The following is a 13,966-nucleotide window of genomic DNA, read 5'->3' on the forward strand; positions in this document are numbered from 1 at the left end:
CCATTTGTACAAATAATAAAAATTTTAGTTTTCTATTTAATAATCAATATTTAGTTAAATTCTGATTAACTCTAAGTCTAATATAAAATCAAATCTTAATAAATTTAATTTTATATTAAACTTAGAGTATAAAAATGTGTTAGAAAACTAAGAATACTTAATAAAGAACTCTATGTATTTTACAGTTAATTCTGCTTTTAATTCATTTGACTAATTATTGTAAAAACTATTTATTTTATGACAATTAAATTTATCTTAAAAATAACCAAAAAGTTTTAGTTTTATATACTATTAAATGCTTAAATGTTCATATATTTAAATATACAATTACTACAAAAAATATACTACAGTATTTTTTTATAAAAAACATATACTTTAAGTTATTCTTGTTGTTAATCTCAACAAACTATTCATCTTTTTTAATATCTTTTACCCATTTTTCAACAGAATTTAATTCTTCCTCATTTACCCCCTTTTTGAACAATGCTTTCATAAAGCTTTCAATAGAACTTCCATGCATATTATCTAGAAAAGTTTTTGTTTCAAAATGTAAATATTCCTCTTCTCCAATAATAACTGTATAATGTGTATGTCTATCTATTTTTTTCGCATCTAAAAATTTCTTATTTACTAATCTTGATAAAAGTGTTAGTGTTGTAGTTTGCTTCCAATCATATAGTTTTTCCATAGCTTCAATGACATCTTTTGATGTTACTGTAAAATCTGACCCCCAAATAAATTTCATGACCTTTAATTCTGCTGGTGGTATCTTAGTAATAGTCATATGATTTTACACTCCTCTCAAACTTATATATAATTAAATACTATATTAATAAACTTTTCCAGTCAAAGGTTTTATTTAAAATATATAATTCAAATTTATTAATATAAAAAACTTATATTTTCAGTACTAACCAAACATATAAAATCCCAAAGTAAAAAATAAATTTTATTTTTATATATACTAAGTATAACAGATTATTAAATTAAAATTCCAATATTTAAGATAATATACCCATTTTGTAATCAATAAATATCAATCTTTGAAATAACTACAAATTTATTTCAAAAACTATTTTTGAGTTTATCCATATGTTATAATAAATGTATAAAATTTTGATTGGTGGGTTATATATGAATGCATTTATTAGAAAACGAAACAAGAATTATGTAGTTTATCTTGAATTTACAGAAGAAGATACTGGAAAGAGAAAACAAAAGAATATGGGTATTTTTGATAAAAAAAGAGATGCGAGCAAAAGGTTAAATGAAGTAAAGGAAAGTCTATATAAAGACGGCTTTTTAATTCCAAACGAAATCACTGTCTCAGAATTTCTATTAGATTTTTTAAAAAAGTACAGTGAAAATATATCATTAGCTACATACAATAATTATGTTAGTATTTGTAAGAATTATATTAACCCATCTATTGGTAAATATAAAATACAGGATTTACATCCAATTCATATACAAAACTATATTGATAAACTATCTCATAAATTGAATCCTCAATCAATTAAGATTCATATAAATATATTGAAACTTGCAATAAAAAGAGCATATAGACTCAAATTAGTGAAAGAAAATATTATGGATAATATAGAAACTCCAAGATATAAAAAATTTAAAAATGAAATTTATGACAAAGAACAAATGATAAAATTATTGAACTTGTCAAAAAATACATATATGGAATTACCTATTAATTTAGCAGTTGGTTTAGGTCTTAGAATTTCAGAAGTTTTAGGTTTAACTTGGGATAATATTGATTTTGAAGAAAATACAATAACTGTAAATAAGATAACAGCTCGAATTAATGGCTCTGTAATTCTTAAAGAACCCAAAACTGAAAGCTCTATTAGAAAAATATCTGCTCCAAAGGAATTAATCTTTTTACTAAAAGAATATAAAATAAAACAAAATAAAAATTTATTAAAGTCTTCTATTAGAAATAATCGTGACTTGTTATTTTTCAATAAAAAATGTGAACCTATTGCTGAAGACGTTATGAGTAAAAAATTCAAAAGATTTTTAGAAAAGAATGACTTGCCCCACATTAGATTTCATGATTTAAGACATTCACATGTTACTTTACTTATAAATTCTAAGGTACCTATAAAAGTTATCTCAGAAAGAGTTGGTCATTCAAATATAAATACAACCTTAAATGTTTATTCCCATGTTCTAAAAGAAATGGATAAAGAAGCATCTGACAAAATTTCTGAAAACTTATTTAATGCTAACTAATATTACATTTTTTTGATTATATTTACTCTAATCTTTATTATCTATAAAATTAAAACTAAATTAATATTCAAATCTAATTTTATAATAGACGAGTTAAAATATATTTATTACAAAATAGTTTTAGTATTATAAATACAGCTTCTACTTCGCAAATTAGGAGGATTGTTATGAAAAAAATTATATTCAGAAAAGCTACAGCAGATGACATGCTAGATATTAATAAACTGGAATTAGATGTTTTTTCGGTAGAACAAAAGATTCCAAAAGATATAATTCCTATTTCTCAAGATAAGAATCCATCATGGTGGTGCACAACAATTAATGATGTTATTATTGGAGCAGTTGCATCTTGGTATGAAAATAGACAAGTTCACTGGGGTAGATTTGCAATTAGAAAAGATTTTCGTAGTCAACATATTGGAACAGAACTAGCACGTTTTTCCATTGATGATTTATTTTCTCAAGATATTGATGAAATTTTTATGGAAGCACGTGACACAACAGTTAAAATCATTTGTAACTTAGGTGGTATGGTTACTGGTAAAGCTGAAGATTTTTATAATAAACCAGTAACTCCTGTAACTTTACAAAAAATACATTATCATAAAAGAGAATGTCTATAGACTTATGAAGTTATATTATATAATTTTTGCTTATTATGTCTCCAAATATTATTGTAATTTGCCCCAATGTAAACAATCAATTTAGATTTGGAGACATATACTTTTTTATAATCTAAAAAATCCATATATCTTTCTATCCATAGCTCCATTTGCATTATTTCTATAATTATATTTGCCAAAATATCTATATTAAATAAAAAAGATAGCCAAAATTGACTATCTTAATGATTTTATATTATATGTTAAGCTAATCTATATTAGTTAATAAATTAGTTTCTATTTCCTTCATATTATTCATATCATTTTCTTTTAATGGAACTGTTCTATATCCAAATTCCTTATTGTATAGTCCAATTACTTTGTCTAAAGTTTTTTGAATCTTAGCTATATTATCTGATGCTTTATTGTAGTTGCCATCAATCAAATTTTGATTTAATTCACAAACATAATAAATATAGTTTTTCACTTCTTTGTATAATTCAGTACTAGAATTTATTTCTAAGTGTGCACTGTACATCTGATTTAAGAAGTTTTTCTGTCCTAAAGCAAATTCTTTTGCTTTATATGGACCTATTTTTAAAGCTACATTTAAAGTCTTTGCATATTGTCCCAAATAATTTAATTCTGCATCACAGTAAGATTTCGTATATTCATATTCTTGTTTTGTTGGCTTTGTAACATTAATACAAGCATTTATAATTTTATCACTTAAATTACCTATTGCAGTGACTTCTGTTGCATCTTTAAGTATATCTTTATTTGAACTATCATTAACTATGACTATAGGTTTATTTTTAGCTATACTTGTTCCTATAAGAGCATACGCTAAATTTGAAGAATCTGCTATATGGAACTTTTTCACCCCACTATAAAATTGATTTATTATTTTTTTATTTGTATCAAATCTATCACTTCCACCTAATCTAGTAGCATTTGCATTTTTAACTAATGCATCATTCATTGATATAGTACCACCAATAGCATATGATTTTGCTCCACTAGTTGAGAATGGAATGCTCTTACCATCTGTTAATATTATTGCTGCTTTATCTCTAGCTGCTACAGAAGCTATACTTATTGCATCTGCTTCCCCTTTATATGCATTTGTCAGCATAACAGTACTGACTTTTTGTTTAGAATTTATTTCTTTTGCAACATTATAACTAGTTTTTATTCTATCATCCCCATCAATTCTTTTTACTGTAATGCCTTTTGATTTTAATCCATCTTCCACAGATTTGCTTACAGAATTTATCCCACCTATTATGTACACACTTTTTACCTTGTTTAATCTTTTTGAAGTTGCTGACGGAATACTATTTTTTTGAGATAATAATATAGGTGCATTTGAAACTCCAGAAAGTCCACTAGCTGAGAGTCCATCTGCTATAGAAGTGTCTAAATTTACAATTATAGCTGTTTCATAAGTTTGTTTATCTGCAATTAATCCTGCTGTCTCATAGATATTCTCTCCCCTTATTTTATCTATTGATGACAGCGCATTTGACATTGATGAACTAGCTATAATAAGAGAAATAGATAGTCCAAGTGATAATAACTTTTTACTAATTTTCATAATATAATTTCCCCCTAAATATATATTTAAGTAAATTATAGCATATTTTACCAATAATTAAAGAATCTCTATATTATTTATTTAAAAAATATAAGATAACTATTTTAGAACTACTCTTTATTACTCTATTTTATTATTTTCTTTATAACTGTTCTATAATCTTTTATTTTCGATTATTATATTTCTAAAATTACATTTTTCACTAACATAAAAAACCTCCTAATATTTGATTAAAAACTTACACACTTATATAGCGTATTCTCAAACATTAAAAGGTTTTTATTCTAATAATTATATTTAGTAAAAATAATATTTAAACTAAATAATTATTTATTTTTCCCATACATTTTAGCTAATTGTTCTTGTATATCTTTACTTTCTAAATACTCATCAAAATCCATCTTTCTATCCATTATTCCATTTGGAGTTATCTCTATAATTCTATTTGCTATAGTAGATATAAACTCATGGTCATGAGAAGTAAATAAAAGTACTCCTGGAAACTTTTCAAGTCCTTTATTGACAGAAGTTATACTTTCTAAGTCTAAATGGTTAGTAGGGTCATCTAACACAAGTACATTTGCATTTGAAAGCATTAACTTACTAAGCATACATCTAACTTTTTCTCCTCCAGATATAACTTGAGCTTCTTTTAAAGCTTCTTCTCCAGAGAATAACATTCTACCTAAAAATCCTCTTATAAAACTCTCACTTTTTTCTTCAGAAAACTGTCTAAGCCAGTCAACTAGAGAATACTCTACTCCATCAAAAAACTTATTATGGTTTTTTGGAAGATAATCTTGAGAAGTAGTTACTCCCCATTTATATTCTCCACTATCTGGTTCAAGTTCTCCCATAACTATATTTAAAAGTGCAGTAGTAGCTATTTCATCACCCATAAATACTACTTTGTCATCTCTATCCAATCTAAATGAAACATTATCAAGTACTTTAACTCCATCTATAGTTTTAGTTAAATTGTGTACTTCTAAAACTTCATTACCAATTTCCCTAGCAGGTGTAAATCCTACATATGGATATCTTCTTCTTGATGGTTGTATATCTTCAACTTCTAATTTATCTAATTGTTTCTTTCTAGACGTAGCTTGTTTAGCTTTTGAAGCATTAGAACTAAATCTAGCTATGAATTCCTTTAATTGAGCTATCTTTTCCTCAGTCTTTTTGTTTTGGTCTTTAGCAAGTTGTAATGCTAATTGACTTGATTCATACCAGAAGTCGTAGTTTCCAACATACATCTGTATTTTACCAAAGTCAACATCAACTATATTAGTACATATTTGATTTAAGAAATGTCTATCATGTGATACTATTATAACTATAGACTCTTCTAAATCCATTATAAAATTATTTAACCAATTTATTGATTTGAAATCCAAGTGGTTCGTAGGCTCATCCATTAATAGTATTTCAGGCTTACCAAAAAGTGATTGTGCTAACAACACTTTAACCTTTTCTCCACCAACTAATTCTTTCATTTGTTTGTAATGCATATCCTTAGTTATACCAAGACCCATAAGTATTTTTTCAGCATTGGTTTCTGCATCCCATCCATCAAGTTCTGCAAACTCGCCTTCAAGCTCAGCAGCTTTTATTCCATCTTCTTCGCTGAAATCTTCTTTCATATATAAAGCATCTTTTTCATGCATTATACTCCAAAGTCTTTCATGACCTCTTATAACAACATTTAAAACCGTTTCTTCCTCATATTCGAAGTGGTCCTGTTTTAAAACTGACATTCTTTCTTTATCAGTTATAGATACATTTCCTGTATTTGGTTCTATTTCTCCTGATAATATTTTTAAAAAAGTAGATTTTCCCGCACCATTAGCTCCTATTATTCCGTAGCAATTTCCTTTAGTGAATTTTAAGTTAACATCTTTAAATAGTTCCTTATCACCAAATCTAAGTCCAACACCTGTAACTTGTAACATTAATGTATTTTCCTTTCTTTATTGTTCATAATTTATTTTATCATAAAATTTTGATAACACTTTTATTATCACGTAAACAGCATATTTTTTATACCAAATTCGTGAAATATTTATTAAATTTGTACTAAAGATTGTAAGTTTCATAAAAATTAACAATCTATTACATTATACTTATAAAAAAATCAAATTGCAACTTTATTAATTCTTTTACACACTCTAAATACTTTATTTGAATCTTTAAACTGTTTTAGCTATCAGTTAAAACATAGTTTCTGTATCATTAATCATAGTTTATAATCATTAATACTTAAAAAGAGTACCTAAGTTTGTAAGTACTCTATTTTTATGATTTTATATTTTAGCAAAATTACATGCAGGGTAAGTACATACATCACAGTTCATACAAAGACCACCATGACCATATTTAGCTATATCATATTTGTCAAGTTTTTCATCAATCAAAACTCTAGATAGAACTATATCAAACACTGTAGTTTTATGATACATTGCACATCCTGGTATACCCATAATCGGAACTTCTCCATAGTAAGCAAGTAAAAACATTGCTCCTGGTAATATTGGTGAACCATATGTAACTAAGTCAGCTCCAGTCTCTTTTATGGCTGTTGGTGTGACATCATCTGGGTCTACACTCATTCCACCAGTACAACAGATAAGTTCTGCTCCTTGACTTATAAATTCTTTTATTGCATTTTTTATGATGTCCTTATCATCTGGACATATAGTTTGACCTATAACTTCACAACCAAACCCCTTTACTTTTTCTTCTATTACTGGTCCAAATTTATCAACAATTCTACTATAAAACACTTCATTTCCAGTAGTAACGATTCCTACTTTTTTAGGTTTAAAAGGTATCACATTGACTATTTTTCTGTTATCAACTACTTTTTTTGCCTCTTCTAGTTTTTTCTCATCTATAACTAAAGGTATTACTCTTGTTCCAGCTACTTTTAGCCCTTTATTTACTACAAAATTATTATGAAGAGTTGCCATCATTATTTCACCAACACAATTTAAATCAAAAAGTGCATCGACATCTATTTTTAAAAGCCCATCACATGCTGCTATGAAATCTATCTTTCCTTCTTTTATTTCACTGAAATCTAAATTTTCTCCAGCAGTTAATTCTTTTAAAAACAAAGCTCCTTCATTTTCATGAATCATGCCCTCTGACTTTTCCCATACATATAAGTTATCTTTACCAAGAGATAATAAAACTGGAATGTCTTCTTCTTTTACTACATGTCCTTTTTTAAATTTTCTTCCTTTAAATTCTCCTGGTATTATTTGAGTAATGTCATGACATAAAACTTGTCCAACAGCATCTATAGTTTTTATTAATTTCATAATTTGCCCCCTATTCTTTCATAATCCACTTTTGTATCAATATCTAATAACATTTTTTCGGGAACTTCTACATATTTTATTTTTGATGAATTTTTTAAAATAGTTTTCCCTTTTTCATCTTCTTTAAGTTCCAACAATTCCTTTTTTTTGCTAGATGGAAATACAACTGGATTTCCACATACATCTTTACATCTTGGAATTACTATAAAATCTCTATCTAATTTAAAAGTATTTATAATTTTATCTATATATAAATCATCAATAAATGGTTGGTCTCCCACAAAAAACATATATCCATCACATTTTGAGCTATTTAAAATTCCCAATTTTATGGATTCACTCTGACCTATATTTGCATCTTTATTATCTACATATTTAAAACAATATTTATTACATAGTGCCAAAACTTCTTTATATTGACTCACTACTACAACTTGATGAAAATTAATTTTACTAACTGCCTTAAATACATGTTCTATTATAGAACATCCATTATATTCCAATAAAAGTTTATTTTCTCCCATTCTTCTGGCAAATCCTGATGCCATTATTACTGCATTTATCATATATATCATCCTTAACATTTATAATGTATTGATATTGTTATGATTTTATAGTATCTTTATTGATATTATCTATATATATAATATCACATAAACTATTTTAATACTTCAATATCTTATACAAAAATTTTGTTTTATACTTCCATAAAATATGTCTATTTCACTTTCATAATCTTTAATAATTTTAATTAAATTTATAGCTAAACTTTCATATATTTCATTTTCGACTTTATTAATAAATAATATTTTTTTCCCATGATAATTTTTAAACAATCCTTTTGGATTTAATACTACATTTTTTAAATTATCAAGGTTTACTGTAGAATTATTGTTTATATTACACATATTTAAATTAGTTATTTTTTTAAATTCATCTAACCTATGTATATTTTCTTCGTTAATATCCATTCCAAACGAAGTTATATCTAATATACCTATAGTTTTTGTAGTTTTACAATATACTACTGGCTCTCCATCATTCCAACCTTTAAGTTTTTTTCTCTTTGAGCCATCACCTTCTATCAATACTAAATCAAATTTGTCTATCATTTTGTCTAAGTCAGATAACTTGATTCCTACTATTTTATTTTCATTATTTATATAGCTTCCACATACTGTTACTCCATGACAAATAGATGGAATAGAAGTTCCATCTATTGTCACAAATATATTGTCATAATCTTTTTCATCAGGTAAATATATTTTAGTAGTTGTTGTAAGTAAAACTTTTAGCTTATCTCTATAAAATTCTGCAAAGTATTTTATAAATGAAGTTTTTCCTCCCGCTCCAACTACAGTTATTATTTCATTTGATCCTATCATATCTGATAATTTCACACTTTCACCTCTCATAACTATTTCTTTTAAATATCCTAGATTTGATTTATTTGAAATTTATAATTGAACTTTTTTAGTAAAAGTGATTTTTGAAATTCTATAAACTAAAAAGTAAATAGATTCTGTTGTAAACAACAAGGCGGATCCAATTCGCCGCTAAGCTGTAAGCTTATATGCTATCAGTTTATCTTTTAATTATTATTAAGATATTCTTATTCTTTGTGGTTGCTTTAGCATCTGAGGATTATTCTGCAAATAAGATAAATCAACTATTTGTGATTTTTTTAATATATTAAGACTTGCATTTACATCTGCGTTTATAATCATACCCATACTAGATTTATATTGGCCACGTGTTATTCTTTCTCCCTTAAACTTATGTTTTTGTACATCATCCAAATTAATATCAGGAAGGTAATCATTAGCAAAAAAATCTGATTTACTAGTATAACTTTCTTCTTGTCTAATGAAATTAATATTTTTTATTTTACATAGATACTCTAGTTTTCCTTTTATCTCTCCAAAAGGAATTCTTATAAAGTTTCTATATATTTTCTTTTCCATATTATCACTTTTTTCTAACTTAGCATTATATCCTACAATTAAATTGCCAATATTATTTTTTACACAGTAGTCAATTATATAAAAGCAAGTTTTATTTACATAGTCTTTAACCTGATTATTTCTTTTATTCCATACTTTAAATTGTTTTCTTGTAATTAAACTTATATTCTTTTTTAATTTTAAAGCCTCAATTTTATCATTTTGCTTATTTGCCCATTGATTCACAGACTTAAGCCTTCTCCCATCTATAATAAAACTATCTCCTAAATTAGTAGTACAAGTACATAAGTTTTCTAAACCTAAATCTATTGCTAGTGCATTTTTTTTATTTGAAACTTCCTCTGATTTCGGTATTTCATAACAATACTGAATTTCAAAGAACCTAGCCTTGTGTTTAGGTATTATTCTTATTTCCTTAACTTTTTTGTCTAATATATTATTTGGAACTTTTATACTCACCTTTCCATACATTTTTTTAAATGCTGGAGACATAGGCACATTTAAAATTCCATCATCTTTAATTCTTATTTGACCTATTATTATACTAAAAAAGCCTTCTTTGTCTAAATACTTAGGTGATTTTATTCCTCTAAAATCATACTTGCCTTCTTTAGCTAATTTAATTAAACCAAAAAATGACCTAAATGAACTATCAACTTCTTTTAGTATTTGTTGTGCTACATTACTATTGAGTAGTTTATAGTTTTCATTTTCTTTACATACATGATAATTAGCTTCATAATTAAGGTGCTCTCCTTGATTAAAGTAATGTTGTCTGACATTGTATGTACCAACATTATACAGGTTTTTTGCTAAAAAACACATCTCCCGCAAAGCCTGATATTCTTTTTTAGTTAAATTTTTCAATTGTTGTCTCTGAGTCCCATAATGTATGTTTTTTGTTCTATTTGGCATAAACTCACCTCCTTTAACTCTTACTCTATTAGACATTATATATGGTATTTTTATAAAGCACCACATATAATGTCTATTCAATTACTTTATTTTACAAAATAACTTAAATTTATACTTTTATAGTATATCATTTATTAAATTTATTTGTTATTGTTTTTCATCCCCATGTACACTTTTTCAAAAGTCATAGGAAGCTCTCTTATACGAACTCCAGTAGCATTAAAGATTGCATTTGCAATTGCTGGTGCTGGAGTATGTATAACTATTTCTCCTAAAGATTTAGCTCCATAAGGTCCTCCTGGGTCAAAATTATCAGCAAAATCTACTAATATATTTCCTACTTCTTTTTTTGTAGGAACCTTATACTGCAAGAAACTGTCTGTCAATAGTTTCCCATTAGCACCAAATTTAGGGTCTTCATACATTGCAAACCCTATTCCCATCATTACTCCACCTTCTACTTGTATTCTTGCTAATGTTGGATTTATAACCGTACCACAGTCAGGAACACATGCAAAATTTATTACCTTATATTCCCCTGTATTTTTATCTAATTCTATTTCAGCAAATCCCGCTATAAATGGTTTTATTCTTTTTAACATACCAAATGATTCTGTTGCTTCTAAAACAACTGGCACATCGTCACTTGAAAACCCTATTCCTCCAACTGACTCTCTTCCTAATTCCTCTAATAACACAAATTTACTCTCATCATTCTTAACAAAAATTCTATCTTCACTTAACTTTAAATCTTCTTTTTTAGACTCTAGTTTGGATTCTGCTACTGAAAGTAATATTTCTTTTAATTTGTTTGCTGTTTTTATTGTTGCATTTCCTGTAACTGTTGTAGTACAAGAAGCAAATGCACCTGTGTCATATGGACATAGGTCCGAATCACCTGTATAAACAGATATTCTATCTACAGTCGTATTTAAAGTTTCTGCAGCAATTTGTGCTTGAATTGTATCAGCACCTTGACCTAAATCAGCAAGACCAGATAATAACTTATATGTTCCATCTTCGTCCATTCGTATAGTCACTGTTGCCATATCCACACGAGGTATACCAGAACCATGGTTTGCCACTGCCATACCTACTGCTCTTACCTTGTTATTGCCTATATCTTTACATGGATATTTATCATCCCAATTAATTAATTTTTTCCCTTTTTCTATACACTGTTTTAATTCACAACTTAGTATTTCTTCTTCTGCTGCTTTTCCATTAGTATATCTATCTATTATGTTTTTAACCCTAAATTCAAGAGGGTCTATACCAACCTTATTAGCTAATTCATCAATAGCACTATCTATTGCAAATATGCCTTGTGTGGCTCCATAACCTCTAAGTGCACCTGCTGGTAATCTATTAGTATATACTGTTCTAGCATCAAATCTAACAGCATCAATATCATTATATATTGGTAATGTATTATGACCTGATTCTGAAGAAACAGAAACTCCATTGCCACCATAAGCACCTGTATTATTTAGTGATTTTAATTCTATTGCCTTTAAATTTCCTTCTTTGTCTGCACCTACTCTAACATCAAAAAACATTTCATGCCTACTATTAGAACCTACAAAAGTTTCACTTCTTGTAAAAACAAATTTTGCTGGTCTTCCAGTTTTCATAGTCACAAATGCAGTAAATATATCTGTTGCTGCTATATTCTTTCCTCCAAATCCACCACCTATTCTAGGCTTTATCACCCTTATTTTAGAAGAAGGAATCCCCAATACTTTTCTAAGTATTCTCTTTACATTGTGTGGTGATTGTAATGATGACACAACAACAATTCTGTCATTTATATCTTTATATGCATATGACCTATGAGTTTCCATCATACAATGTGATTGACTTTGAGTCTTATATGATGCTTCTACCACAAATTCACTTTCTTTAAGCTTAGCCTCAACATCACCAAACTCGAAAAACTCTTTTGATACTATATTATTTTTCGCATCTAATCCAAAAGGATATGGTTCTACTATATCTTGTTCTGGATGTATAATAACTTCATTTCCTTCTGCTTCTCTTGCATTAAATACAGGCTTTAAAATTTCATACTCTACTTTTATCATTTTCATAGCTTTAATGGCTGTTTTTTCATCTTCTGCTGCTACTAATGCTACCTCATCTCCAACAAATCTAACTGTATCTTCAAGTAAGACTCTATCATAAGGAGATGCTTCTGGTTCTGTTTGACCTGGAACACAATATCTAACTTGTGGTACATCTTTATAAGTATAAATTCCTACAACTCCTGGAATTTTTTCAGCTTTTGACGTGTCTATATTCTTTATTTTTGCATGTGCATATGGACTTCTAAGAAGTTTAACTGTCAAAACATCTTTATGTATAATAAGGTCTTCAGTATATAGTGGCTTTCCTGTCACAATTGCTGTACTATCAATCTTTCTTATCCCCTTATTAATCATTATCTATTACCTCCCTCAATAGCACTATACATCCTCTTAACCAGTGCACTTGCCATATCCATTCTATACTCTTTGCTTGCTCTCATATTACTTCCATAAATTAATTCTTTACCTACAATAATAGATGCTTTATCTATATCCTTTTCTTTACTTAATATCTTACTTGCTTCAGGTGCTAATTTAGCCTTTTGAGGTCTTGCTCCAATTGCTATTTTATAAGTATCATTTTCTTTTAACATAGCTGAATTTAATATAGCAAAATCTCCTGTACATTTTCTTATTGAATCAAATACAGCTACTGCATCTTTCTTAGGAAGTATTACTTCAATTAATATATCTTTATTTAATTCACTATCTAAAAACTCATTTAGCTCTAATATTCCACTATTGTATAACCTTACCTTCCCGCCAACAACTAAAAGTGCTGGAATCAAATCAGAAAAACCATATTTCGAAAATACACTAGCTCCAATTCTTGCTCCCTGTCTAAATTGAACACCAACTATATTAGAAACAGCACTTGAAATTATTCCACTACAATAATTTTTAATAGTTTTGTTTATTTCTAAACTTCTCAAAGATGTATCTGCTCCTATTAGTATATTTTTTTCATCCTCTTTTATATAATCTAGATTTATATCCTTTAAATCTATGGCTGTTCCTATATTTTTATTGCTTAATTTTATAAATCCACAACCACCTAAAATAACATTATTTTTTTTAGAAATTAAAATTTTATATGCTTCTTCCAAACTTTGTGGAACAGAATATTCTTTTATAGTAACCATCTTATCCCCCTTATATTATATTTATTAAAGCTTGAAACCTATTAAGTACATTGCTTTAATTTTTATAAATATATAGTAAACTTAATTTA

At 27.2% G+C, this 13,966-nt stretch carries 11 protein-coding genes; 2 read left to right on the forward strand and 9 right to left on the reverse strand.

Annotated features, from left to right (window positions below; genetic code table 11):
• Positions 1 to 406: 406 nt before the first annotated feature.
• Positions 407 to 784: a BlaI/MecI/CopY family transcriptional regulator gene (locus KGF50_RS08060; RefSeq protein ID WP_227847587.1), complete on the reverse strand. Its 378-nt coding sequence runs from the start codon at positions 782 to 784 to the stop codon at positions 407 to 409.
• 350 nt (positions 785 to 1,134) lie between these two features.
• Here KGF50_RS08060 and KGF50_RS08065 point away from each other — a divergent pair, with 350 nt between their 5' ends.
• Together KGF50_RS08065 and KGF50_RS08070 are read left to right on the forward strand one after the other, a co-directional pair.
• The gene (locus KGF50_RS08065) at positions 1,135 to 2,247 is read left to right on the forward strand and encodes a tyrosine-type recombinase/integrase (protein WP_227847588.1); all 1,113 of its coding nucleotides are present in this window, start codon (positions 1,135 to 1,137) and stop codon (positions 2,245 to 2,247) included.
• A 167-nt stretch (positions 2,248 to 2,414) separates the two neighbouring features.
• Positions 2,415 to 2,870: a GNAT family N-acetyltransferase gene (locus tag KGF50_RS08070; RefSeq protein ID WP_227847589.1), complete on the forward strand. Its 456-nt coding sequence runs from the start codon at positions 2,415 to 2,417 to the stop codon at positions 2,868 to 2,870.
• Between the two features lie 247 nt (positions 2,871 to 3,117).
• Here the strand turns inward: KGF50_RS08070 and KGF50_RS08075 are convergent, their stop codons facing one another.
• The 8 genes from KGF50_RS08075 to KGF50_RS08110 form a co-directional block, all read right to left on the reverse strand.
• Positions 3,118 to 4,446, reverse strand: coding sequence for a cell wall-binding repeat-containing protein (locus KGF50_RS08075; protein WP_285894664.1), 1,329 nt, complete (start codon positions 4,444 to 4,446; stop codon positions 3,118 to 3,120).
• A gap of 326 nt (positions 4,447 to 4,772) precedes the next feature.
• Positions 4,773 to 6,398: an ATP-binding cassette domain-containing protein gene (locus tag KGF50_RS08080; protein ID WP_227847590.1), complete on the reverse strand. Its 1,626-nt coding sequence runs from the start codon at positions 6,396 to 6,398 to the stop codon at positions 4,773 to 4,775.
• A 351-nt stretch (positions 6,399 to 6,749) separates the two neighbouring features.
• Positions 6,750 to 7,769: a molybdopterin-binding protein gene (locus KGF50_RS08085; RefSeq protein WP_227847591.1), complete on the reverse strand. Its 1,020-nt coding sequence runs from the start codon at positions 7,767 to 7,769 to the stop codon at positions 6,750 to 6,752.
• On the reverse strand, positions 7,766 to 8,335 hold the full coding sequence (mocA, locus tag KGF50_RS08090) for a molybdenum cofactor cytidylyltransferase (protein WP_227847592.1): 570 nt from the start codon (positions 8,333 to 8,335) through the stop codon (positions 7,766 to 7,768). The genes KGF50_RS08085 and mocA overlap by 4 nt, the downstream gene beginning before the upstream one ends.
• Before the next feature lie 105 nt (positions 8,336 to 8,440).
• Positions 8,441 to 9,169 (reverse strand): selenium cofactor biosynthesis protein YqeC, encoded by a 729-nt coding sequence (yqeC, locus tag KGF50_RS08095; protein WP_227847593.1) that lies wholly within the window; start codon positions 9,167 to 9,169, stop codon positions 8,441 to 8,443.
• 201 nt (positions 9,170 to 9,370) lie between these two features.
• A complete protein-coding gene (locus KGF50_RS08100; RefSeq protein WP_227847594.1) occupies positions 9,371 to 10,648 on the reverse strand; it encodes a transposase in 1,278 nt (425 codons plus the stop codon).
• Between the two features lie 140 nt (positions 10,649 to 10,788).
• Positions 10,789 to 13,089 carry a molybdopterin cofactor-binding domain-containing protein gene (locus KGF50_RS08105; RefSeq protein ID WP_227847595.1) on the reverse strand — a complete coding sequence of 767 codons (2,301 nt, stop codon included), beginning with the start codon at positions 13,087 to 13,089 and terminating at the stop codon, positions 10,789 to 10,791.
• A complete protein-coding gene (locus tag KGF50_RS08110; protein ID WP_227847596.1) occupies positions 13,089 to 13,877 on the reverse strand; it encodes an FAD binding domain-containing protein in 789 nt (262 codons plus the stop codon). The genes KGF50_RS08105 and KGF50_RS08110 overlap by 1 nt, the downstream gene beginning before the upstream one ends.
• Positions 13,878 to 13,966 lie beyond the last annotated feature (89 nt).

This window comes from Clostridioides sp. ZZV15-6598, assembly GCF_020657705.1.
Lineage (GTDB): Bacteria > Bacillota > Clostridia > Peptostreptococcales > Peptostreptococcaceae > Clostridioides > Clostridioides difficile_F.